The sequence below is a fragment of the Levilactobacillus tongjiangensis genome (assembly GCF_003946345.1).
GTDB lineage: Bacteria > Bacillota > Bacilli > Lactobacillales > Lactobacillaceae > Levilactobacillus > Levilactobacillus tongjiangensis.
This window is the reverse complement of record NZ_RHNY01000004.1, coordinates 84,872-110,030: the sequence shown is the minus strand read 5'-3', so window position 1 is coordinate 110,030 and position 25,159 is coordinate 84,872. Positions and strand designations below refer to the sequence as shown.

Here is a 25,159-nt window from a genome sequence, read left to right as displayed (position 1 = left end):
TTCACCACGGCCTGAACCGCTGACCTTCTAGTCACCGAGTCCCTTTTCAAAATCATACAGCACCGTTGGCAACTGACCGATTTCAACGTCAACGGATTGTGAGATGTCCGTCCCCGCAACCGTGGCCTTCACCGTGCCCTTAGCGTGTTTACCAGCGGAGTGTAAGTTACCTTGCGCATCGATGGTTCCCAATTCCTTAGGGAAATCCCATGTAATATCGCCATCTGATAAGTTCACGTCGCGGCCCTTATACCGAACCTTCATTCCCAGTGATTCGGTGATATCTGTTTTCATACTCAATTTTTTATTTAAAAATTCAACAGAATCTGGCTTGGCAATGGTAATTGTGGCACTTCCCACGACCTTATCACCTACGGTCAGGTTGGCCGTAACATCACCTAGCTTGCCCTTAGGCTTGAAGATACCGGTCTTTGCATCGATATCTCCCAGGCTAGGATCAACTAACGTCCACGTCGCACTATCTGGTAAAGTAGCGTCGTAACCAGCTTTGTCGACCCCTTTGGCCGTAAAGTTGACCGTCGCGTTGGGCGTGTAGACCGTATCCTTAGGCGTCACCTGAGCCCGGTCAAACGTGTGATTGGATTTTTCCGTTGTGGTGATCAGCCAACTGTTAGCCACTTTCCGTTCTTCACCGTCGGAAGGCTTATTCTTCAAGCTCAAGCCCGTGTCCCCCGGTGTCCGTGACAGGTACGTCGCCGAGCCCCCACCATCGAGGTTCAAGGCATCGACCGCTCCTTGGTCCTTCATGGTTTGAGACAACTCAGCCAGCGTCATCCCGTTAGAATACGGTGATTGCTTACCATCGATGGTCACAAAGAAAACGGACTTGTCCGCCCGAATCCCAACAGCAGAACGCGCGGCAAATTCACCACCGACTTGCGTGCCAGGGTTCAACGCTTGGCCATCCTTGACCAACATGATCAGACCACCGAGGGCTTGCCTCAAGTCACCTTTCTTCGCCTGATATTCCGCCTGGCTCCCAATCAGCGGCTCGCCATCCTTGGTTACCCCAAAGAAGGATTCCCCACTGTCTGGCTTAGTAGCATGGATTTCCACACCGTCCTTAACCACATTTCCAAGCGGTTCTCCGGTCCCCATGTTAAAGAAGTCTGAATTCAAACCAGCCACAACTTGGTGGCCACTCTTAATGGCCGCGTTGGCTTCATCCCGCACCGTTTGCAGGCCAAAGCCCTTCCCGTCGTCTGGCGTACCCGCATACAGGCCCGCCGTTTTCTCCTTGAGATCCACGGATACCGTGTGCATCACGGTCCGGTCACCCTTGGTGTTCTTGTAGGTCACCTTTTCCTCACTGATTCCGGCGGCCAACTGGTTCTTGGTCTCCTCAATCGTGTTGGCCTTAACGTTAACCGGTTGGCCATCCTTAGTCTGTTTAGCGGCTACCTTAGCCGATAAAATTTGGTGGGTCAGCGTATTGGCCTGCGCCACTGGTGTCATCAGCGGTGTCAGGACCAGGGCAGTTGCGAGCGTTGCCCGTAATTGTCTTCTTCGTTTAGTCACTGTGTCTTTAATCCTCTCTGGTTGTCAGGCATCAAGCGGCAATGTTTCTGTTTTCATAACTTTTTCTTGCTGGTGGAGCGCTTGAAAAGAAGTGTACCTGATTTTCAGCCAGAAATGGGGGACCTTACGAAGTCTGTACAAGTTGTCTACAGAACCTTTACGCGTTTATAAAGGTGGCAATATCGCACCGCTTTCTGTATGTGTATTCATAATTATTTATATACTACGATAGCTGACCTAGCAGAACCAATAGTCGCAGCACTTAACTATCAGCGGTTTAACCCCACCACCAGCCGATTGAATTCATCGCTAGATTATTCGCTAGCAGCTGTTGGTCCTTGGGTCTTCGATCAACTCCACGATTTCTTTGAAAACTGGCAAGTCACTTGCTGGTTAATCATTTTTTGGTTATCACCGTACTCGTTGGTCTACGAGTTATTTCAGATAACTAAAAAAGCCGTCTAGGAAAATTCCCAGGCGGTTTTCGTTTAACAAAAGAATAGCCGATTAATTCACGCGTTAAACTTCATGATTCCGAAACGCTTCGATCATCTTCCACGTCAGACTCAGTGTCGTGTCATCATGTGGAATCTCTTCCCGTTTGAACCACTGGGCCTTGGCTAATTCGTCATGCTCTAATCGAATCGACTTCTCTTGGTCCAGATCAGCAAAGAAGCCCACCAACAGAGACTCAGAAGGCGCCCACGGTTGGCTCCCAAAGTAGCGAATATTGTGGACGGATAGTCCCACCTCTTCGTGGACCTCACGCGCAATCGTTGCTTCTAGCGTTTCACCAATCTCTGCGTAGCCTGAAATCAGTGAATACCGGTTGTACCCCGTCAAGAACTTGGTCATTAAAATACTATCACCATCCGTGACACCCACGATAATTGCTGGCGAAATCTTAGGGAAAATCAACTGGCCACACTGGGGGCAACGCAGGGCCCGTTCCTTGCTGTCCTGTTCCATCCGGTGACCACAGCGACCACAGAATTGATTGGTCTCGTACCACCAGCCCAGATGTGCAGCCGTAGCAGCAGCGAAGGCCAACCAATTTGGCGTCAATTGGGTAAACCGACGCGTTTCAACGTACTGGTAGGCTGCATCCTCTGGCACCTGATCGGCCACTAGGTAAAACGCCGTCTGGTCTATCGAGAATAGATACGTGTACGCCGTCCCGGGCAGTTGCCACTTGGCAGCCACCTCCTGATAACGAGGCAATGTTCCGTCGTGTAAAATGGCTTCGCGGTTGTGGTAAAGGACCACATAATCCGTCCCAATTGGAGCGCGGCGTTGGTCATAGTGATTGTCAAAAACTTGCGGACTGATATCTTGAAACATAACCCACCCAACTTTCCAGAAAGTAATTATTTATCATCTTAATCTTTCCTGAGTGGCCAAACAAGTACGCAGTTTTTTCTGCCCTACTCGTCTTGCTACGCGCGACCATCACGAAAGGCCTGCCGCATCTCCCAGGCCAGAATAAATTTCGCGCCATCGGTAGGCATTTCGTCGCGCTGGAACCACTGCGCCTGCGCCAACTCATCACGTTCCAGGTCAATTGCCACATCCTCATCCAAGTCGGCAAAGAAGCCCACTAACAATGACTCGGAGAACGCCCACGGTTGGCTCCCAAAGTAGCGAATATTGTGGACAGCTAGTCCAACTTCTTCGGATACTTCTCGTTGAACAGCCGCCTCCAGCGTTTCACCAATTTCGGCAAAACCCGAAATCAGCGTGTATTTATCGTAGCCGACCGCGTACTTGGTCAGAAGAATCTGGTTCCCCTTAGTAACAGCAACCACGACGACCGGCGAAATATTCGGGAAAATCTGCCGACCACAGTTCGAGCAGCGCAGCGACCGTTGCTGCTCGTCCTGCCGCATGGCGTGACCACATCGCCCACAGAACCGGTTCGTCTCATACCACCACGCCAAATGAGCCGCAGTAGCACCAGCAAATCCCAACCAACCCGGCTGCATCGTTTGAAAGGCTTTGATTGGTTGATACTGGTAATCTGCATCCGGCATTACCTTATCCGTTAACAGGTAAAATCCCGTCTGGTCAATGGTAAATAGGTACGTGTACCGTGTCGGATCAATTTGCCATTTATCCGTTACCTCTTGCACCCATGGCAACCGCTGCCCCTGAAAAATCACGGCGCTGCGATTATCATAAATCAGCACGTAGTCCGTAGCTAATGCTGCCCGTCGCTGCTCATAGTGATTGTCAAAAACCTTAGGACTAATATCTTGAAACATACTCCCACCCAACTTTCCTTGAAGTCTTTGTCTTAATGTCTCATAGTTTACGCTTAATTTGTCTTTATTATGAGTATATTTCTGAAAACGGTTATCAATTAATTGGCTGGTGCCGCCATGATTGGCCACGCTATCCCTTATCTGGCAACGTTTTCACAGAGACGACACCTGAAAATAATTAAATAACGTGCTATAATCTAAAACGCATGCTTCAAAATTCGGATTTTATATAACTAGTCTTTAACTAAAGGAGGACCTCCAGCCCCATGCACTTATCCAAACTCGAATTACGGGACTATCTCATTGGCTTTACCTTAGTTCTGTTTATGGTCGCCATCGCCACCTGGCTGAACGACTATGAAATTATCCTACCAGAAATTGGCGCGCTGACCGCCGGTATGTGGATCTACCACAACCCCACCTGGATCGCCCAACCATCTAAAATTTTCCTGGCACCTTCCGGAACTGCTGTCATTGGGTTCCTATTGAATCAGCTGGCCATCGGGTACGCCGAAAAGGTCTTATTGACGCTGATTCTTATTTTGCTGTTACTCAATGTCTTACGTTCTACGTTGGCGCCATCCTTTGCGACGGGACTCCTGCCCATTATTATCAATGCCACGCACTGGTCATTTATCCTGGCCATCTTCACGTTCACGTTGATTCTCATGATTGGGGTCCTCCTTCAGGGGCACTATCGCGGTCTGCCTGCTGGACAACCACTGCACTGGCAACATATGCTCGGCTTCAGTCTAGCAGCCGGCATCTGGGTCGCCGCAGTCTGGATCGCCGGTTTCCCTCAAATGGCTGGAATTCCACCCGTATTAGTGGTTTTCTTCGAAGTTTCCCAGATGCCTAACTATAGAGGAAAATTGGCGCTAAAACACATCGTGGCGTTGAGTGGTGCCGCCACCTTGGGCGTGCTGGTTCACCTCATATTGGCATCCTGGCTGTTATCAGCGTTAGTCACACTTCCACTAGTCTTTATCCTGCTACAACTCCTACGCATCAAGTTGCCCGCAGCGTACGCTTTTCCACTGCTGGCATTGGTCTTACCGGCCAACATGTTTCACACGTTACCCATTGCGGCTACGTTAGCTTCGTGCTTTTTCTTAGGGTCCGTCGTCATCTTCCATCAAGTGGCAGACTGCGTCCGGTTATCTTCTGAAAATAGCGAAATATAGACGAAAGACCTGACAACTAGTCAAAGTTGTCGGGTCTTTTTTTTAATAACGATTAACGTCTAACCGTTTTGTTTCCAAGTGTCATTCGACCAGAAAAACGGTTGAATAATTTTTCTAATAACTGGGCCAGTCCTTTACCGGGTCGACACGATTAAGGTATCCGCCAGCGAATGAACATGCTATGCTGTGGCTAACATTATTGGAGGAAAACGACTATGAAAAAACACCTAACGACCCTACTTGCTATTGGCCTGTTAGCAGGCTCACTGGGAACCCTTACCGCCCACGCCAATTCGTCGGAACCGCCCTACGTCAGTCCCATTTCTGGTAGCGGCTGGCTCCACGATACTGAGTCACAACTGGGCTCATTTCACAACACCTATTACCGCTTGAAGAATAAGACCAAGGCCACGATTACGATGTCCAAAACGTCCGGTGGTGGGACAGTTACTAAGCCCATTACCCTGCCTAAAGGTACCATTGTTGCCGCCAAAAAGGATGGTAAATGGTTAGAAGCACGTTACAACACCATCAGCTATGGCTTAAAAAAGAAAGGCATCCCTACTAAAGGCGTTGCTGGTGATGGAGACCTCGCCTTCAAGATTAAGCCGACTCAGGCAACTAAGATCACCCGACCAACCTACGCTCCGGCATACGGAACTGGCGCTTATTTAAGCGGTGGCTTGAAAGCCATTGAACAGCTAGCGACGTACAAATATAATCAGGTCACCGTGACCTCCGATGGCTACCTTGAATACTTTCCTGCCGCCAAAAAGACGTTTACCAGCCACAACCCATTTACGGATACCGACTACACGTGGTCCGTCATGCACGCAACCAAACCAACCCAGAGCATCAAGATTACCAAAGCCATCAAAAAGGGCGCCACTGTGAACCTATTTACGAAGGTAAAACCCATTGGGATTCCCAGTCAACGGATCGCTAAGAGTGGCAAATTCCAATACAAGGTGGCCCTGAAGAATCGCCACCAACCGTATACTTACGAAGATAATTCGTACGCTGATGATACAGCTATTGCCAGCACCTACAGCATTGGTAAAATGCAATTTTACACGGTAATTGGCGGGGGCTTCAACTAAAAGATAATTAGCGCGATTAAATACAACAGCCAGGTCTGGGATTTTTCCCGGACCTTTTTTCCTTCAACTAGCTAACGTTTACATACCTTTTACCAAACTAACACGGCAGCTTTACACCCTTACTGTATGATTGAGCCTACTGCAACTCTACATATTAAAGGAGAACCAATCGTGTTAGATATCATTAAAGCTATCATTCTCGGCATCATTGAAGGAGTCACCGAGTTTCTGCCAATTAGTTCCACCGGACATCTATACCTGGCAGATGAATTCATCAAACTCAACGAATCCACTGCCTTTATCAATATGTTCATGGTGGTCATCCAGCTGGGCGCCATTCTGGCCGTCCTAGTTCTCTACTTTAACAAGCTAAACCCTTGGGGCCCTCGCAAGACTAGCTTGGAACGCCATCAGACCTGGGTCTTGTGGCTCAAGGTCATTGTGGCCGTGTTGCCATCGATCATTGTGGGACTTCCGCTAAATGACTGGATGGACGCCCATCTCACCAATTGGCAGGTCATCGCCACAACGTTGATTATCTATGGAATTCTGTTCATTATTATTGAAGCCTACAATCGACACCAACGTCCCCGTTTTGACAACCTCAAACGCCTGCCCATGAGTATGGCTGTTTGGATCGGTTTGTTTCAAGTTCTGGCCATGGTCCCCGGAACCTCACGCTCCGGCGCAACCATTCTGGGGGGGATCCTACTGGGAACCTCACGCTACGTGGCCACCGAGTTTTCCTTCTTTTTGGCCATCCCCACGATGTTCGGGGCTTCTTCCTTAAAGGTTCTAAAATACTTTCTGCACGGTAACCACTTTACCGGTAGCCAACTCATCGTTCTCTTCACTGGTGTTATTGTTTCATTCATGGTGGCCTACCTATCGATCAAGTTTCTCTTGCGGTACATTCGGAACAACGATTTTAAATTATTCGGTTGGTATCGCATTATTTTGGGACTCATTGTCATCGGCTACTTCGGCTTTTTTCGGTAAAATTCACAAAGTTTAGTTAGAATGACAAAACTTTGTCAAAATTGACAAATCTTATTTTACAATCATTTCTTACCCCGTTAATTATTTAGACGTGGTCTAAACCGCATCAGACCGGCGATATGACGTACTGTTACTTATAAATAAGTTGTACGCTTAAGAGTGTCGACCATTCTCTTGAAATATTATTTAATCTAATGTGACGCCCTTTTAACTGCTTAGTAATCTAATTGCAACACTCCTCGGGTATGCTAGTAGCATAGATTATACGGAATAGGAAGAGTGTTTAAATAAAATATGTCAAAACTAAAAATCAAATTTGCAACACTATTACTACTTTTCGGCTTCGCCTTCGGTATGGCTACCGATGTGACGTCAAGCCTGACTAATCAGGAAACTACGACGACTGCCCAAGCAGCTACGAAATTATCTGCCTCACAAAAAAAGCAAATCACTAAAATCAACTCTGGTTTATCTAAGAAGCAAAAGGCTGCCAAAAAATGGATTGCCTTCCGTGAATCTCGTTACAGCTACAAGGCCCGTAACGGTAACTGTTACGGCCGTTACCAATTACTGAAGTCTTACCTGCATGGTGACCTCTCAGCGGTTAACCAAGAAAAAACCGCTAACAAGTACGTGAAGAACCGTTACAAGACTTGGACTAAGGCTAAGTCATTCTGGCAACATCATCACTGGTACTAAACACAAGTAAACGAGCAAACATCTACCTTGGATGTTTGCTCGTTTTTTTGCCTTCAAGCTAGGCGGATAAAACGTCAGAAGGTCTCTAAACAGCGGCCACATAACGCCTTAGCTATTTTTCTTTACCACAATTTAAATTGTTCAATCCGGCCAAGTCTCTTAAACTAGAGGAAAACAGTCGAAGAGGACGCGCGTTTATCATGAAAAAATCACTCGTATTTGGAAGTCTTATACTACTGGTACTCCTGATTCTGGGCGGTGGCTGGGCGGTGAGTCAGCAGCCCGCAACTCAGACTACCACGGCTACTACGAAACCTACCAAACCCAAGCGACCCAGCAATCGCCTCACCTTGACAGAACTCAAGCAGCATGAAAATCTCCGTTACGCTGCCATCATCTATTACGCCTTAAAATATACCAAACTTCAACGGTGGCAAGAAGCTTCCGATTTTAAAGCTGGTTGGCAAGTTGAGGTCTATCCTCATCACGGCCATCCCCAATACCTCGTCTGGCCCGATAAAAATGTGACAGATCAGGATAAGAATCTCGAACCCAACCGCTTTAAACTCACAGCGAAGGACACTGTCACTTACAATAGTTTCATCGTCCACTCCTTTAGTAAAGACATGACCCAGACCACCAGCTTAACCAAAATTGCAGCAACTATCAGTCACCATCACAAGGGACGGGCCGTTCGGCAGATGGTCCCTAACCTCACTGTTAAAACCCATCATAACTAAAGGTTGTCAAAATAAGGGGTCGAGACCTGCCGTCTCGACCCCCTATTTTGACACATTTTAAGAATGTTTAGTCTCCTGAATCATGCCTTCCGTTCCAGCCGTGATCAACCCCTCAATTTGTTCCAGGAGCATCAACAACCACCCAAAGGCTATGACAAAGGCAATCAGTTCAAACGCCGTCAGTGAAAAATATCCCAACCATCTAAAGAGAATTTCAGCAATCACCAGCGCTATTCCCACCCCATACGACAGGTACAAGAAATCCTGTGTAATTTGAGGCAGTAACCAGCGAACGCCCACAATCAAGGCAATAATAAAGTACACCAGAAAAGTTGCCACCTGATCATGCAAATCGTGAGAAATGGCGTTGTTGGGAAAGACCCCCACCATCCCCAAATCCACCGCTGTCAGTGTCAGTAAGATGCGGAGCACCCAGAGCCGACGTGAATTGGGAAAGACTTCGTGCAGGCTCACGAATAAATAGTCTATCAGGGCAATCATCAGTAACGCCGCAAACATCAACGTAGCATTGAATTGCCACCCACTAGATGCTCCGTTTGTTCCCAAAAAGCTGAGGTTATGCTGCCACCAGTATTTCTGATTGTTCACAGCCATGGAGATGACGACCCCACTGATAATAACTAGCGTGAGCACGGTGGTCAGAACACTAGCGTCTACCATCAGGGAGAAGTAGACCATCGTGGCATTTACAACCAGGCTAAAGACAAAGAGGATAATACTGGCTGTAAATGAGCCAAAGATGGCGCCCTTGAATAAAACGCCTAATAGCCACATACTCCCGCTCAGCACCAACGCCAGAATCAACGCAAACGACAGCACGATGACCGGAAAGTTTCGCCAGTAGATGTTTTTGGTGAAATGATTTAAAGGATTATTTCGGTCATGAATAAAGAATCCGGCGAAGAGCAGTGTCCCCAACACCACCCCTACCAGAATAATGGCCGTCGCCAGGGACTGTTCACCCACCAGTTTTACCTTGTGCATCCCCTGTGAGACACAAAAAATAAGGAACCCCACGCTCGCAAATAGGGCCAGTAATAGCGGCCAAAACACCACCCGCTTTTGGAAGACCTGTTGGCGAGGCTCCGCAAACTGGACGACCAACCGGTCCCGCTTCACGACCAGCTTAACTGGCGTATCCTCCCGTAATTGCAGCTGTTCACTGACTGCCGCCGGAATCTTCAATTGATAATCTTTACTTTTCATGTTTTCCTCCGCTACTTGTTTTCACAATGACTCCCATTATACCAGAGGGAACACCCTAACCGACTTGTTATCAACAAATTAGAGTACCATCACCTGGTACACATTTCAGTACACTAAGTGAGAGCTAAAAGGGGGCCTGGAACTTTTGTCCCAGACCCCCTCGTTCTAACCTAATAGATTCAATTCATTAATCCCCTAGTCGTCAGCGTGAACATCAAAAGCGGCCAACAGCATTCCCTGAACGCCATCAGCATCCGGATCATGCATCCCTTTTCCCTTGTCGAGACCAATTAGAGTGGTCATTTCAGCTGGCGTCAGTTCGAAGTCGAAGATAGCCAAATTGCTCTTAATCCGAGCAGCGTGGACCGACTTAGGAAAAACGATAACGCCGAGTTGATTTTCAAACCGCAAGATGATCTGACCGGCATCCTTGCCGTACTTTTTCGCTAAGGCGACGATTGCGGGATCATTGATCAGTGACTGATTTCCCTGACCAAGTGGTGCCCAGGCTTCAAGTTTCACGTCGTTTTCAGCCAGCAATTGCCGTAACGGTTGTTGCTGGAAGTAGGGGTTAAACTCAACTTGGTTAACGGCCGGCACCGTCTCAAATTGTGGCACAAATTTCTGCCAAATCTTAGGCGTCATGTTCGAGGCCCCAATTGAGCGAATCTTACCGGCCTGTTGGGCCTCTGCCATCGCGCGCCAAGCACCGGGAACGTCCCCATATGGTTGGTGAATCAGGTAAAGATCCATGTAAGCCAATCCAAGCTTCTTCAACGAAACGTCAATGGCCTTCTTCGCCGCTTCGTAGCCAAAATCTTGGAGCCACAGCTTGCTCGTTACCCAAATCTGGTCACGGGGAATGCCGCTATCAGCGATTGCTCGGCCAACCTCGGCTTCGTTAAAGTAGGCCACGGCCGTATCGATATGTCGATAACCTACCTGTAAAGCTTCCAGTACGGCCCGGTACGTTGACCCATCGCTGGGAATTTGATAAGTGCCAAACCCCATCGCGGGAATCTCATTTCCATCATTTAATTGTTGGTGTCTTTGTCATTATCATCTCTCCTTAGCTAAGTTGTTTTAAACTTGATCCGAAAATTTGTTCAATCGTTACGGGATCCCGGTGATCGAAGAACTGACTCTCTTGCTTGTCTAATGACTGCATCGTCTGCATTTCAGTGGCCGTCAACTCAAAGTCGAAAACGTTCCTATTCTCAATCATTCGTTCCTTGTGAACTGACTTAGGAATCACTGTGATTCCCCGTTGCAAGAGCCACCGTAAAATAACCTGTCCCGTTGCTTTGCCGTGAGCTTGCGCAATTTGGGCAATCGTTTCATTTTGGAAAAGATTGTGTTTCCCTTCGGCAAAGGGGGCCCAAGCTTCAACCCGGACGTCTTCACCCTGATTGAACCGCACCTCTTCAGGCTGTTGGTACCAAGGATTGATTTCAATTTGATTGACGGCCGGTTTGACCGTCATCGTCAGTTCTAAATTTTTTAATTGATCGGCGTAAAAGTTAGAGACCCCGATTGCCCGAATTTTGCCAGCTTGTTGAGCTTCTTCTAAGGCACGCCAAGCCCCCATCGTGTCGCCATAGGGTTGGTGTAGCAGGTACAGGTCCATATAGTCCAAGCCTAAACGCTTCAAGGAATCGTTGATTCCCTGCTGAGCCCGTTCGTAAGTGAATTCTGAAACCCACAGCTTTGACGTGACGAAGATTTCATCACGGGGTACACCACTCCTCTTGATTGCCCGGCCAACTGCCTCTTCATTTTGATAGGCTGTCGCGGTATCTAGTAGTCGATAACCGGCTTGTAAGGCGTTGACGACGGCTTCTTCACATTCTTTTAAATCAGGCACTTGGAAAACACCAAATCCTAATTGTGGCATCTCAATTCCATTATTTAATTTAATTGTTGGCACAGTAGTCATTTCGCTCGTCCATCCCTTCATGGCTTGAATGACTCTACTATACTGGCAAACGCCTCAGTTGAAAATTACTAGATAAACATGCTAGTATACGAGTGACGTATACTAGGAGGGACTTGCCATGTTGGAAAACTACTTATTAGAAGAATTGGTGACCTTTGCCCAGACCGGAACCTTAGCCGAAACCGCGGCACAACTAAACGTCACCCAGCCCACCGTTACGCGGGGCATGCAAAAATTGGAGAGTGACCTTGGCGTCCACTTATTTGACCGCCAACCCAACCGGCTCAGTCTGACCCCCACCGGTGAATTGGCCGCCCGAGAAGCGACTGCCCTGCTCCAAGCGCAGAACCAAGCCGTCGCGCGAATTCATAGCTTCGATCAAAATCAACGAACTCTGCAGATTGGCACCACGTTGCCCGGTCCCCTGTACATTCTGAATGACTTGCCCTTGCCCACCAACGTCACAGTTAATCACCAGCTCCTGACGACTGCCATTGACGAACTGCTCACCCAACACGATTACACAGTAATTTTTTCCGACCATCAGCTAACCGGCGAAGCATTCAATTCTCAGCGAGTTGGTTACGAACGGCTGGCCGTCAACCTGAACAAGTTCATGTTTCAAGCCAACCAAACGACCATCACCTTCGCAGAGCTAAGGGACCTTAGTTTCATAGTTCTCACCAACATCGGTCCGTGGCGTGAAGTTATTCAACGAGACATTCCGCACGCGAAGTTTCTCTACCAAGAACAACGAGAAGCCTTTGATGAGATTACCAAATACGCCGACTTCCCGTATTTCAGCACCAACATTTCTGACATTATTCCGCTAGAGGCCAACCAAGAATTGCCAGCCACGGCGAATGACAGCCGCGTTCGGATTCCCATCAGTGATGACCAGGCACAACTAGCCATTTATGCTAACTTTCTCCGGTCAGAAAAACAGCGCGTCCAACCCCTGATCGACCAAGTTACGGCAAAGTGGCCCGACTAACAACCTGTACCATGCACGTTAAGTATAGATAATGATACGTGATAAGCATTAGACATGCCGGTAATTTCCCGTTAAGCTAATCCATGATGACCAAGCACCATCACGAAAGTAAACATTCTTTACAAACAATTTGTGAACGCTTAAAATTCTGATAGAAACATCTAGGAGGTAACACGATGAAATCAACTGTATTTGTAGAACCAGGTAAGGTTAAAGTCGTTGATGCTGATATGCCTAAGATTCAGGCACCTGATGACGTGATTATTCACGTTGTACGGACCTGTGTGTGTGGCTCAGATCTCTGGGCTTACCGCGGCTTAGAAGACAAGGCTAAAAACTCCGAAAACTCCGGTCACGAAGCTATTGGAATCGTTGAAGAAGTCGGTTCCGACATCACAACCGTTCAACCCGGTGACTTTGTCATTGCACCATTCACCCACGGCTGTGGCCACTGTGCCGCTTGCCGTGCCGGTTTTGACGGTGCTTGCCAAAACCACACGGACAACTTCAGTAGTGACGTGCAATCCGAATACATTCGTTTCCAACACGGCGAATGGGCTCTGGTTAAGATTCCTGGTAAGCCAGCCGACTACAGCGATGAAATGCTGAAGTCCTTGCTGAGCCTGGCCGACGTCATGGCTACAGGTTACCACGCCGCTCGCGTTGCCAACGTTAAAACTGGCGACACGGTCGTCGTTGTTGGTGACGGTGCCGTGGGTCTCTGTGGCGTTATCTCCGCTCAAATGCGTGGTGCTAAGCGCATCATTGCCATGAGCCGTCACGAAGATCGTCAAAAATTAGCTATGGAATTTGGCGCCACCGACGTTGTTGCTGAACGGGGTGACGAAGCCGTTGCCAAAGTTATGGCATTAACCAACAACTCCGGCGCTGACGCTGTCTTGGAATGTGTCGGGACGGAACAGTCTAACGACACAGCCATGAAGGTTGCTCGTCCAGGTGCTATCGTGGGCCGGGTTGGTTTACCTCATGAACCTAAGATCGACATGGCACCATCCTTCTACACCAACAAGATTATTGCTGGGGGCCCTGCTTCTGTAACGACTTACGACAAGCAACTCTTGTTGAAGGCTGTTCTGGATGGCGACATTCACCCTGGTAAGGTCTTCACGAAGTCCTTTGCCTTGGATGACATCGACGATGCTTACCAAGCTATGACTAAGCGTGAAGCTATTAAGTCCTTGGTCGTTGTTGACTAACTAGCCAACTGGAATCTACGTTAACGCTAGTCATACTAAAACTTATTCTAAAATTCTTAAAGAGAGCTAACGTCATTTTCTGACGTTAGCTCTCTTTGTAATTGCACTAATCTTCTAAATTATTACCGATTCTTTTGTCCAATAAACTCAGCTAGGCCTAACTGATCTTCCGCGCTTAACCAGCCAACTGATGTAAGAGCCCCGATATCTTCTCGCTTTACTTCTAAAATTACCCCTATATCAATATAAGTTTGACTCTGTCAACCACGCCCGTTTAAAAACGAACGCTTGTGAGAACCGCACCCTTTGGCATGGCGACCACAATTTGCTTAGATACAGCGCTAACCTACGAATAGGACTTATCCGCTAATTACCAAAGCCTTTTAGATCCGCAGGTTGCCAGACAGACTCTTTTATTACAAAGTTGCTAACCCCTTAGCTAAAATATTCTTAGCTGCATTATAATCACGAACATGTAACGTCCCGCAACTAGGGCACATCCACTCACGGTCAGCCAACGTCAGCTTGTTCTTACCGGTCATGATGTGCCCACAATGGCTACAAGTTTGCGTTGTATTCCGGGGATTCACAGTCAAAAATTTCCGGCCATACCAATCAGCTTTGTAGGACAGCATGCTCAGTAAAGTTCGCCAACCAACGTCCGAGATGCTCATTGCCAAAGCGTGATTCCGCAACATATTTTTACTCCGCAGTTCTTCAGCTACGACTAAATCGTGGTTTTTGATTAAGGTCGTAGAGACGTGGTGCAAAAAAGTTCTTACGTTGATTGGTAACTCTGAGTTGCAATTTGGCCACTAATAACCGTTGGCTTTGATAATTCTTTGATTCTGATAACCGTCGTTGACTCTTTTTAGCTCGTCTGGCCCGCCGTGACAGTTTCCGTTGAGCCTTAGCCAGCTTTCCTTTAATCATTCGATAGTAACGGGGATTCTCAATTACTTGTCCATTGGAGTCTGTCAGAAAATTATCGAGATTCAAATCAATGCCGACTTTAGATTTGACAATTGGTTGCTTGGCAGCAAATGGATGTTCCGACCCAATCTGCATGGACACAAAGTAATGACCCACAGCGTCCATCGAGACTGTTGTCGTCCCAATTCTAATATCATTAGCTCGTTCTAAAATCTTTAGTGGAAGTCCCTTGAATCGGAGATGCCCTAGCTTGGGTAGTTGTAGGTGGCGGTTGTCAGTTAGTCTAACACTACCATTCTCCATAGTTGGGGCTATCACTTTAGCACTGTAAAGACACGATGTCTGATAAGTCTGAGTGTAGCCACGCTTATGAAATTTAGGCGTCCCGGCCTGATGAACCTGACGGAATAGCTTCCAAGCAGTCCTATAATTCTTGATAGCATTAGCTTTCATCAGACTGTCAAAATCCGGATGATTTAACCACCCATGAATATTGGAAATAGCAGTTGACGGCTTCTTCAGACGTTCAGTCAGATCAGTGATTCGCTTCAAAACAAGCGCAATTGGTGTTTTAACTTTCTTCAGCCAAAATAGATCATTGTTCATCCCGTTCATTTTGTTATAAATGAAGCGACTAGCATCACTGTTACGTTTGATTAGCCGTTTTTGTTCGGTTGAAGGAAAGACTCTAACCTTAACCCCATAATGATAAGGTAACTGGGCCATCGTTTTCGCCATAAACTGCCACCTCCCTTTGCTTGATAACAAGCGTACCATATGAGTATATCGTATCCATAGCAAAGCGTCTTACAATAATATTTATGAAGATAACATATGAGCTTCGCTGATCAACGAAAGGCATAGTCGCATTCATCCCTTGCTTGAAAGCAAGGGAATTCTGCCTAATTTATATTAAACCAGAAGTACGCCAATCCTTCAAAGGGTAGTATTGTGCTTGGATTCTGCGAGACTTGTCGATATATTTTGTTGTCATCCGATATAACAAAAAAGTTTTTGGATACACACCAACAATTAATACCGGACGCCGTTTTCCACCATTAACCTGTGCATACGCAACGTATATTGTTACAATCTCATTTGGCTTCATCATCACCTGCTAACCACTGTGAAATCTCAGCCGGTGATTTTAATTGCTTAACATTTCCAGAATCAATTTCTTTTTTAATCACTTTCTCTAGTTGTTCTTGGGGTGTTATTCGTGTTAATTGAAAAGGAAGTCCCTCAGTAGCCACGACCTGTTTGTAGAAGGCTGTGACTGCCGCAGTGGTGTTTAACCCAATATCAGTAAATATTTGTTCTGCCTGATTCACTAAATCTCTATCAATATTTACTTGTACCCGCTTCTTATCATGCGACTTTGTTTGCATTATGCTCCCTCCTTTTCTACTCCTAATATACTCATGTTTTACTCATTTCAAACGAAATTTGCTTATCGCCTCAAACCCCGAAAAGGGACCCAAGCATCGTTCACCGCTGCTTGAGTCCCTCATTTATAGTCTTCTATTATGCTGTTTGGTTTACTTTAAAACGCCGAAGCCACCAGTCCAGCCAATCTTTTCGCCGGCTGCTAAAGTCATTTGTAAGAAACCAAAGCTTTCAAGTTCACGCGCCCGCTTCAAGGAACCGGCATCAACGAAAGCCACACCACTGTCAGTCAATGCATCGGCAAATGCTTGCTTAGCATCAGCGTCGTCACCGGCAGCCATAACTGTCGTTTGTGCTTGGTCACCGACCTTGCGACTCTGTAAGGTTGCCGCAAAGGTCGTGTTGAAGCCCTTGATAACCTTGGAATCTGGTAATAAAGCAGCGATTTGGGCAGCAGCTGAGCTATCAGCTGGAACAACTAATTCGTCCCAAGTTTCAAAGTTCAGTGGGTTCGTAATATCGATAACGATTTTCCCTGCTAATGCCGCCTGGTTCGCCTTGGCAATGCTTAATGCAGCGTTGTAAGGAACGGCCAAAACAACGATTGATCCTAAGTTTTCTACGGGATCGGCAGAATCAATAAAACTAACCTGATTCCCGCCTTGCTTGAAGACGTCACCAATTGATTGACCCATGTTACCTTTACCAAAAATTGTGATTGCTGACATAATGCAGACCCCCTGATAAGTTTTTAAATTTTGTATTCTTTTTAAGTACAGTTTTAAGGATAACTGCTTTTCTTTAAAATGTCAATCTATTAGCATAATAAATAAATTAGTTAGGCGTTTTACCTGATTTTTAAACGAAACTGTTATAGAATATAATACATAATCTTAACAGGAAGGAGCCTCCATATGGCAAATACCCAGTTCAGCGATACCATCCACGTACTGGTCTACATCGCCTATTTCAAAGGCAAAAAGATGACCAGTCAAGAAATCGCGAGCAGTCTCGAAACATCTCCTAGCCTGATTCGTAAAATCATGGCTAATTTAAAACACCACCAGTTGTTGGCCCCCACTCACGGTCCCACCCAGCTTGCACTGGCGCACGACCCGGCTGAGATCACCCTGCGTGACATCTACGCGACGCTACCTGGTCAAGCACCCCTACTGAACGTGGACACACATACGTCTCAAAGCTGTCCAGTCGGCCAAACGGTCCCCAAGGTCTTGAGCCACTACTATCAGGAGATTCAGGCCGCAGCAGAAGCCAAAATGGCTAAGATCACCTTGCAAGACATCCTAAACGATGTGACACTGATGCAGCGGTTAACGTCAGACGACGTCCAGTTCGGCTGATTTTTCAGTGTTGACTAAAGGTTGAAAGCATACCTGATACAACAAGGATTGGGTTTGGGGGTTTAGTCAGACATAGTGGAAAATTGACGCCTTACCGTTCGCCAAATTTGGACTGGAACGCGACAGGAAGGACGGGACAAGCCAAAGGGCGGTCTTGCCCCTCACTTGAAGCCGCAAAGCACGTCTTCAAGTCGCCATTTTCAAGAAAACCACTTGAAAATCCCACGGCTGAGTCCAAATTTGGCTCACTCTCGGCTACCTAGTGGCGCGCCCCAATAATATTGAGCAAGTGCGATCATTCAGGTATTTAAGATAGCTTAGAACCCGTTTAGCCGGAGGCGGTCAGAGGTGGAGCCAGCTGTGTCGACGGTGTTAGCCGATTCTCGGCTTACAGCGTGGGACGTGTTTGGAGACTGGTGTTTTTCCAGGCTTCAAACCGAGCCGAAGGACCGCTTTCCAGGCCGCAGGCGTTCCCCACAGCAGGCGGAATCTCTGACCGCCGCAGGTGACTGGACAAGACTAATTTTAAGTCTATAACGACTAACTATTCTTGGTTTGATAACGGTTTTCGAATTTTCAACCTTTAGTTGTTAAATCAAACTTAATTACCAGCACAAAAAATGGCCTCCGAGATAAACTATCTCGGAGGCCATTTTTGCAATTAAATAATCACCTTAGAATTCAGCGTTACCCGGTGTACGTGGGTAAGGGATCACGTCGCGGATGTTTTCCATCCCGGTGACGTACATCAGTAACCGTTCGAAACCGATACCGAAACCAGAGTGTGGCGTTTCGCCGTACTTCCGGAGTTCTGAGTACCATTCGTATTCCTTTGGTGGCAGGTTGAAGTCCTTGATCTTTTGTTCCAATTGAGCGACCCGTTCTTCACGTTGACTCCCACCAACCAATTCACCGATACGAGGAACCAGCATGTCAGCAGCGGCAACGGTCTTGCCGTCATCGTTGTCACGCATGTAGAAGGCCTTGATATCACGTGGGTAATCGGTCAAGAAGGTTGGGCGACCGTAAACCTGTTCACACAGGTAACGTTCGTGTTCAGATTGTAAATCAATCCCCCATTTAACGGGCACGTCAAACTTAACTGGGGCCTTTTCCAACTCTTCAATGGCTTGCGTATAAGTAATTTCCGCAAACTTTTCACTGATGGTTTGGTGTAACCGGTCCAGCAAGTCGTCGTCAACGTTGTCGTTCAAGAACTGCAATTCATCCTTGGCGTGCTTCAAGAGGTAGGATACCACGGACTTCAATAACTCTTCAGAAACCTTCATGCTGTCGTGTAAATCAGCAAAGGCCATTTCTGGTTCAATCATCCAGAATTCTGAGGCGTGCCGCGCGGTATGAGAATCTTCTGCCCGGAAAGTAGGACCGAACGTATAAACGTCTCGTAAGGACAGAGCAAAGGCTTCAACCTGGAGTTGACCACTCACTGTCAAGTTCGTTTCTGCCTTAAAGAAGTCCTTGCTGTCGTCAACTTTACCGTCCTCGGTCTTAGGCAAGTTGTTCATGTCCAACGTGGTCACCCGGAACATTTCGCCGGCACCTTCACTATCACTACTCGTGATGATTGGCGTGTTCACGTAGGTAAATCCGTGTTCTTGTAAGTATTGGTGAATGGCAAAGGCAGCCAATGACCGGATACGGAAGACTGCGTAGAACGTGTCCGTCCGTGGCCGTAAGTGAGCCATGGTCCGCAGGTATTCATACGTGTGCTTCTTCTTTTGTAAGGGGTAGTCGTTGTCAGAAGCCCCTTCCAACACAATTTTGGAAGCGTGAACTTCCAATGGTTGTTTAGCATCTGGCGTGTAAACAACCGTCCCCACAACCTTAATCGTGGAGCTCAAAGGCAGCTTCGTCATTTCGGCGTAGTTTTCCAAGTCACTACGCATCACGATTTGTGCGTGCTTCATGCTTGAACCATCGCTCAATTCAATGAATCCAACTCGCTTGGAGCCCCGAACGGTCTTAACCCAACCGTGTAAAACAATTTCTTCATCTTCAGCAAAATGCTGGTCGCTAAATAAATCTTTTACTAAAACTTCTGCCATGATTACTCTCCTTTATGGTGAAAATCCCGATGATGACACAAAAAAAGATCTATCATCCCTCTAAATAGGGACGAAAGATCTTTCCGCGGTACCACCCAAATTGTTTTTAATGCAAAACCAACTTTAATAAACGTACTAATATACGTACCGTCGTTAACGTGACGGGGGACGGTGAGGCCTACTCTCTAAGGTTTCAGCCCACAACAGAAACGGAGTTCTCCTCGATTGGCGGGTGGCTAAGCTGACACTATCCTTAGCTCGCTGAACACCCGTACCCAATCCGGCGCTGACCGTTTCATTCGTTTTTATTTCTATGCAACTGTTGTCAGATTATCACAAATGGGGCTAACTTACAACTGACAGTTAACTTGTTTGCATCAGTCTAATATTTTACTGTTAGCTTGGTCGGGCTTCTCGCTCGATTTGAAGCCACGAATCCCCCGTGTCTTCAAAGTCGCCCGTGCTGTAAGCTGGAAGATCCCCAGCAGACACCACTTTCACGGCTGGCTCCATCTCTGACCTCCTCCGGCTCTGATTGTATTTTGCACGACACCCGCTGCAGGCGTTAGTCGTGGCATATACTTTTGCTAATTGACAACGGATTGGTTCCACCGTGAAAGCCGAGAGATTGCCAGATATAAACGCAATTGTACCGGCACCGCCTTTCAATATCCAGCGACCGCTAAGACGGAAGAGAATCCTACGTTGCCACTGCCAACAGGCCCGTCATTCAGCCATTCTGAAAATTTATCAGACGGTCTTCAGACAAGCCGTCATGCGACGCCTCGTGAGAAGTCGTATGCTACGTCCTGAGGTACCACTGCTGCTGGCCCCTAACCAAGCGGTATCCCAATTACTTCACGCACACGAACCTAGTGTTAGAAAGGGTGTGAGACAAAAGTCCCACACCCTTTTTGTGCTCTGAACATATTAGTCGAGACAGGCGATAAACACACCAATTAATCCATCGTAATCAGCATCCGCCCGTGACGTTTAGAGTGGTAAAGGTTCTTGTCGACCCGGTTGTAAAAGTCCATTGGGGAACGATCATCCGCATTGGCAACCGCCACACCGACAGAAATCGTGACGTGAATTTGGTCCGTGTCCGTCTCAATCGTCACGTGGTTCACCGCCGCAAAAATCTGATGAACCACCGAGGCCGCCGCATCTAAGTCATAGCTTGGGAAGAGTAGGTTAAACTCCTCTCCACCGGTCCGGTAGAAAGAAATCTGGTCGTCATTGGCCGCAATCACGGTCTGCACCACCGATGATACTTCTCGCAGCACTTGATCGCCGACTGAATGCCCATAGGTGTCATTGATTTGTTTAAAATGATCGATATCAAACATCATCATAGTCAGCGGTTGTTCTTGCTTACGACTCTCCGCAAATAAATTCTCAATCGCACTGGTGTACGCTGCAAAGTTTTCCGTTTGAGTGAGCGCATCGTGACTGGCAAATTTGGCCAGTCGCACCTTTATTTCGCTATCATGGAACAGCATCGAAACGTAAACAAACAATAAAGCCTCGAAAATCACCAGGTAGATCCATTCCTGCCAGAACGTGGTCCAGGTAAACGCAAATTTAAATTTCATCCACAACCACAGTAAGCCGCCAAAGGACATCCCAACCAGCATGTACACCGCAAAGACACTGTGACGGCCATGGCATCTGACCCGAATATCATTGAGTATCCAGAAAAAGACCATCAACGTTATGGCGTGCCCCCACGACTGCCAGTAGCCCAATGAGCCATTAAAGGCCATGTAGATCAAAACAATCGGGAAAAAGAAATAGTACGAGACGTGAATATTTAGAAAATACGCACAGAAGATAATCGCAATCAGTTGAAAATTCATAAACTGCCAGGCATCCTGACTGCCGATGACTAGCGTTTGAATGCTAAATACAAAAACCAGCATGTAGATGACGCCGTACCAGGTATTGATAACGTCGTCGCTTAGCTTGCTACGCCGGTTGTGAAGCCAGGTTGCCAGCCAATTATAAGAGACCCAATAGAGCGTGAGCACGCCTAATACGAAGAACACGCTCGTCTCAAACGGTGGGACTTGCCAGTGTGACCATGTCATGCCGAAACCTTCTTCATCCATTAGGGTGTTGACCGGGTATCGTCTGTATCATGAATATCCGGCCAATCTGCCAAAGACAACGTCAAAAAACGCCACCATTCCGCAGTCTACTAAGCAATATAGTCCTTTTAATTCCCCAATACCACTATCAGAAACCGGTGCGTGTGACGTGATTTAAGGGGCGTTAACTGTTATCATCCGTCCTCATTTTTCCCAACCAACAGCCGGGTAACCGTAGGCATTCGTCCCCATCCTAGCAATGTTCAATCAATTAGCTCAGTTCCGGTTGCGTCCATGTAGGCGGCTCACCTTCCCGCCAATGACTAGTTTACCCGTATCCTGAACTGGCTGACAACTTCCCGTTTGCTAATTGAGGGGGGCAGTTTACCCGTTAGCACTTAAGGCAAAGCCCCTCCTCACTAATACTAACGAAATGCAACGGCCATTTGTAACCCACTTTCTGAGAATCGTTAAATTAATATTATAATATTAATTGTATTGGTTAGAGATAGTTTACAGTTGCTTAACTTAGTCAAACCCTGCTATACTATCTTTGGTTGTACCTTGGACAGCATCGCCAATTGTGACGACTGCCCGCGGTACGTGGTTAATAGCTTATATTAGGAGGTTCTCTTATGTCTCAAGTATCGTCTCGCTTGCGCCGGTTGGCTGTGGTGGCCACTTCCGCAACACTGATGTTGACACTCGCTGCCTGTGGTAAAAAGTCCGACGCATCTCATCAAGATTTGGTGCGCACAACCAATTTATCATCGAATTTTTCAGTCTCCACGTTAGATATTTCCAAGTCCCGCGGGTTCTACCAAACCGGGAATTTGTTTGATACCTTGCTGACCGTGGATAAACACCATAAAGTGGTTGCCGCGTTAGCCACCAAACACACCGTGTCCAAGGATGGCAAAACCTACACTTTTACGATTCGCAAGGGCGCCACATTTAGTAACGGTGATCCGATCAACGCCCAAAGTTTTGTCTACTCGTGGCAGCGCTCACTCAAACCAGCCACCAAGTCGATGTTCCCGTACATATTTAAAGGCATCAAGAATGCCATGGCCATCAACGCTGGCAAGCTGCCCGCTAGTAAGCTGGGGGCCGTCGCCAAGGATGCGCAAACGTTGGTCATCACCCTGGACCACCCCATCGCTTATTTTGACAAACTGATGACCTACCAGGCCTTCTCACCACAGGACAAAAAGCTCGTGGATAAATACGGCAAAGCTTACGGCACGGCACCCGATAAGGTCGTTTATTCCGGTCCCTTCAAAATGAGTAAGTGGGAGCCCGAAAGCAAGAACTGGACATTCGTTAAAAATGATAAATACTGGGACAAGGACCAGGTCAAGCTGACTAAAATCAACCTGTTCTACGAACCAATTCCCCAAACGAGTCTGAACCTCTACCAAGCTAAAAAGCTAGACTTTACCATCCTGTCTAGTAATCAGTACAAGAACTTCAAGGGTGATAAACGGCTGTTTGCCGGTCCTTACTCGTACATGAACTACATTCTATACAACCAAAATTCAAAGGACGCTACGCTCAAACGGGCCTTCAACAACGTCAACATCCGTAAGGCCATCTCCCTGACGCTAGACCGTAAACAAATCGTCAAGGACCTCTTCAGCGGTTCCGCCCTACAACCAACTGGAATGGTCACAAATTACCTGAGTTACAACGCCAAGAATGAAGACTTTGGGAAACTCCAAGATGCTGGTGAGAGTGTGACTCACAATCCGAGCATAGCCAAGACTTACTGGAAGAAGGGACTCGCCCAGCTTAACGTGAAGACGTTGAAGTTCTCCCTATTGACGTCCACGGACGATGCCTCCAGCAAGTTAGCCGAACTGGTCAAAGCATCCGCCGAAAAACAGCTCTCTGGGCTCACCATTTCGTTACAGACGGTACCAGACCAGATTGCCTATCAACGGAGCACCAACGGCCAATATGACGCCTATATTGGGGGCCGTGGTGCAGACATCGCGGACCCCATCGAGTTTTTGAAGCCGATGCTCAGCAGCAATCCCCAAAACTACGGTGGCTGGAAGAACAAGCAGTATGATAAACTGATCAATGACTCCACGACCGACAATTTGAGCGCCACGGGACGGTGGAATAAGCTACTCCAAGCTGAAAAACTCCTGGCCGATGACCAGGCTGAAACGCCACTGTATCAAAACTATAACTACTACTTGAAGGACACGAAACTGCACGGGATGGTGCACAACTCCGTGGGCGCCCAGTGGATCTACAAGTACATGTATATGACGAAATAACTGATTGCGTTGTGGCAGTCATGATGGCAACCTGCCGTGAGGACGCTCCAGCCTGAGAATTGAACTGTCGACTCGACTTGAAGCTACAAAACCCACGCAGTCTTAACTAAAATACTTGTATCCGGTAAAAATCCACTTCAAGCCCAACTAACTCAAAACCGGCTAAGTCCTTAGGGCTTAGCCGGTTTACTTATCTATTTAACTTAACTAAAGGTTGAAAGTACTGAAACACCTACTATGTCTGATACAACAAGGATTGGATATTAGGGTTTAGTCAGTCGTGGGAAATTGTCGCCTTACCTTTCTCCTAGTGAAGCACCAATAATATTGATTAAGTGCTGTCACTCAGGCGTTTAAACTAGCCTAGTTTCCAAGAACCCGTTTAACCGGAGGCGGTCAGAGGTGGAGCCAGCTGTGTCGACGGTGTTAGCCGATTTTCGGCTTACAGCGTGGGACGTGTTTGAAGACTGGTGGGTTTTCCAGGCTTCAAACCGAGCCGAAGGACCGCTTTTCAGGCCGGAGGCGTTCCCCACAGTAGGCGGAATCTCTGAACGTCTCCGGTGGCTGGTGAGACTAATTCCAAGTCTATAGCGTCTTACTATTTTTGGCTTGATAACGGTTTTCGAACTTTCAACCTTTAGATTTAATCTAGTTTACTACTACCTGCGAAAAATCATGCGGCCAATATCCTGACTGAAAACGGTAAAACTAAACCCAACTAGCGCCACCAACGACGCTACTACCGTTGAGAATTGAAACCCATACGCAATGACCCCCAACCCCACAATGGCGATAACGTCGCCGAAAATACTGTGGCGCTTCCCCTCTTTTGCCATTTCATCTGTTCCCCCATCTCTGTCTGATTCACAGCTAACTCTAGCAGAAAACAACCAGCGGACGAAATGAAACGTCTTACAAGTATTGTTATATCAAGGCTTCTAGCAGTAACTTACCGTCATAGCAAGGCGCTTTAAGTCAGAATATTTTCACAAGAACGAATAATATCGTATAAAAATAATTTGTACCACAATAATTTTGAATCAGCTATAATGAGAGATATCTATACTGAGTAAAATCATTACCATTCAAACAGTTACTGGTACGTGATTTCCTAGTCATTCGACGCAATACGTCGCCAA

20 protein-coding genes and 1 pseudogene are annotated in these 25,159 nt (G+C 47.1%); 9 read left to right on the top strand and 12 right to left on the bottom strand.

Annotation, left to right across the window (positions count from 1 at the left end; genetic code table 11):
* Positions 1-27: 27 nt before the first annotated feature.
* The 3 genes from EKM75_RS03275 to nudC (EKM75_RS03265) form a co-directional block, all read right to left on the bottom strand.
* Positions 28-1,539, bottom strand: coding sequence for a phosphodiester glycosidase family protein (locus EKM75_RS03275; protein ID WP_125692082.1), 1,512 nt, complete (start codon positions 1,537-1,539; stop codon positions 28-30).
* Between the two features lie 519 nt (positions 1,540-2,058).
* Positions 2,059-2,880, bottom strand: coding sequence for an NAD(+) diphosphatase (gene nudC, locus EKM75_RS03270; protein WP_125692079.1), 822 nt, complete (start codon positions 2,878-2,880; stop codon positions 2,059-2,061).
* 95 nt (positions 2,881-2,975) lie between these two features.
* Positions 2,976-3,800 carry an NAD(+) diphosphatase gene (gene nudC / locus EKM75_RS03265; RefSeq protein WP_125692077.1) on the bottom strand — a complete coding sequence of 275 codons (825 nt, stop codon included), beginning with the start codon at positions 3,798-3,800 and terminating at the stop codon, positions 2,976-2,978.
* A gap of 266 nt (positions 3,801-4,066) precedes the next feature.
* Here nudC (EKM75_RS03265) and EKM75_RS03260 point away from each other — a divergent pair, with 266 nt between their 5' ends.
* The 5 genes from EKM75_RS03260 (at position 4,067) to EKM75_RS03240 (ending at position 8,522) form a co-directional block, all read left to right on the top strand.
* On the top strand, positions 4,067-4,984 hold the full coding sequence (locus tag EKM75_RS03260) for a hypothetical protein (protein ID WP_125692075.1): 918 nt from the start codon (positions 4,067-4,069) through the stop codon (positions 4,982-4,984).
* Positions 4,985-5,199: 215 nt separating this feature from the next.
* Positions 5,200-6,084, top strand: coding sequence for a hypothetical protein (locus tag EKM75_RS03255; RefSeq protein WP_125692073.1), 885 nt, complete (start codon positions 5,200-5,202; stop codon positions 6,082-6,084).
* Positions 6,085-6,255: 171 nt separating this feature from the next.
* The gene (locus EKM75_RS03250) at positions 6,256-7,083 is read left to right on the top strand and encodes an undecaprenyl-diphosphate phosphatase (protein ID WP_191988789.1); all 828 of its coding nucleotides are present in this window, start codon (positions 6,256-6,258) and stop codon (positions 7,081-7,083) included.
* Between the two features lie 294 nt (positions 7,084-7,377).
* Complete coding sequence (locus tag EKM75_RS03245) at positions 7,378-7,782, top strand: aggregation-promoting factor C-terminal-like domain-containing protein (protein ID WP_125692069.1); 405 nt, start codon at positions 7,378-7,380, stop codon at positions 7,780-7,782.
* Between the two features lie 200 nt (positions 7,783-7,982).
* Entirely contained in the window at positions 7,983-8,522 is a 540-nt protein-coding gene (locus tag EKM75_RS03240) for a hypothetical protein (RefSeq protein ID WP_125692067.1), read from the top strand.
* A 57-nt stretch (positions 8,523-8,579) separates the two neighbouring features.
* On the opposite strand, the gene EKM75_RS03235 is transcribed toward EKM75_RS03240, so the two are convergent.
* From EKM75_RS03235 to EKM75_RS03225, 3 genes are all read right to left on the bottom strand, one after another.
* Complete coding sequence (locus tag EKM75_RS03235) at positions 8,580-9,749, bottom strand: AbrB/MazE/SpoVT family DNA-binding domain-containing protein (RefSeq protein WP_125692065.1); 1,170 nt, start codon at positions 9,747-9,749, stop codon at positions 8,580-8,582.
* Between the two features lie 195 nt (positions 9,750-9,944).
* Positions 9,945-10,760: an aldo/keto reductase gene (locus EKM75_RS03230; RefSeq protein WP_125692063.1), complete on the bottom strand. Its 816-nt coding sequence runs from the start codon at positions 10,758-10,760 to the stop codon at positions 9,945-9,947.
* A 58-nt stretch (positions 10,761-10,818) separates the two neighbouring features.
* A complete protein-coding gene (locus EKM75_RS03225) occupies positions 10,819-11,685 on the bottom strand; it encodes an aldo/keto reductase (protein ID WP_125692215.1) in 867 nt (288 codons plus the stop codon).
* 118 nt (positions 11,686-11,803) lie between these two features.
* Here EKM75_RS03225 and EKM75_RS03220 point away from each other — a divergent pair, with 118 nt between their 5' ends.
* Positions 11,804-12,679, top strand: a complete 876-nt coding sequence (locus tag EKM75_RS03220) for a LysR family transcriptional regulator (RefSeq protein WP_125692061.1) — start codon at positions 11,804-11,806, stop codon at positions 12,677-12,679.
* A gap of 176 nt (positions 12,680-12,855) precedes the next feature.
* Positions 12,856-13,896 carry a zinc-binding dehydrogenase gene (locus tag EKM75_RS03215; RefSeq protein ID WP_125684292.1) on the top strand — a complete coding sequence of 347 codons (1,041 nt, stop codon included), beginning with the start codon at positions 12,856-12,858 and terminating at the stop codon, positions 13,894-13,896.
* Positions 13,897-14,312: 416 nt separating this feature from the next.
* Here the strand turns inward: EKM75_RS03215 and EKM75_RS03210 are convergent.
* The 3 genes and pseudogenes from EKM75_RS03210 to EKM75_RS03200 form a co-directional block, all read right to left on the bottom strand.
* A pseudogene (locus EKM75_RS03210) lies at positions 14,313-15,567 on the bottom strand (RNA-guided endonuclease InsQ/TnpB family protein).
* Positions 15,568-15,923: 356 nt separating this feature from the next.
* Positions 15,924-16,217 carry a type II toxin-antitoxin system RelB/DinJ family antitoxin gene (locus tag EKM75_RS03205; protein WP_125684296.1) on the bottom strand — a complete coding sequence of 98 codons (294 nt, stop codon included), beginning with the start codon at positions 16,215-16,217 and terminating at the stop codon, positions 15,924-15,926.
* A 150-nt stretch (positions 16,218-16,367) separates the two neighbouring features.
* On the bottom strand, positions 16,368-16,943 hold the full coding sequence (locus EKM75_RS03200) for an NADPH-dependent F420 reductase (RefSeq protein WP_125692059.1): 576 nt from the start codon (positions 16,941-16,943) through the stop codon (positions 16,368-16,370).
* A gap of 186 nt (positions 16,944-17,129) precedes the next feature.
* On the opposite strand from EKM75_RS03200, the gene EKM75_RS03195 reads away from it, so the two are divergent.
* Positions 17,130-17,576, top strand: a complete 447-nt coding sequence (locus tag EKM75_RS03195) for an Rrf2 family transcriptional regulator (RefSeq protein WP_125692057.1) — start codon at positions 17,130-17,132, stop codon at positions 17,574-17,576.
* Between the two features lie 674 nt (positions 17,577-18,250).
* Here EKM75_RS03195 and asnS read toward each other — a convergent pair.
* Entirely contained in the window at positions 18,251-19,642 is a 1,392-nt protein-coding gene (gene asnS, locus EKM75_RS03190) for an asparagine--tRNA ligase (protein ID WP_125692055.1), read from the bottom strand.
* Positions 19,643-20,601: 959 nt separating this feature from the next.
* Positions 20,602-21,732 (bottom strand): GGDEF domain-containing protein, encoded by a 1,131-nt coding sequence (locus EKM75_RS03185; RefSeq protein ID WP_125692053.1) that lies wholly within the window; start codon positions 21,730-21,732, stop codon positions 20,602-20,604.
* 635 nt (positions 21,733-22,367) lie between these two features.
* On the opposite strand from EKM75_RS03185, the gene EKM75_RS03180 reads away from it, so the two are divergent.
* On the top strand, positions 22,368-24,020 hold the full coding sequence (locus tag EKM75_RS03180; RefSeq protein ID WP_225426643.1) for a peptide ABC transporter substrate-binding protein: 1,653 nt from the start codon (positions 22,368-22,370) through the stop codon (positions 24,018-24,020).
* 659 nt (positions 24,021-24,679) lie between these two features.
* On the opposite strand, the gene EKM75_RS12695 is transcribed toward EKM75_RS03180, so the two are convergent.
* Positions 24,680-24,856: a hypothetical protein gene (locus EKM75_RS12695; protein ID WP_164508715.1), complete on the bottom strand. Its 177-nt coding sequence runs from the start codon at positions 24,854-24,856 to the stop codon at positions 24,680-24,682.
* Positions 24,857-25,159 lie beyond the last annotated feature (303 nt).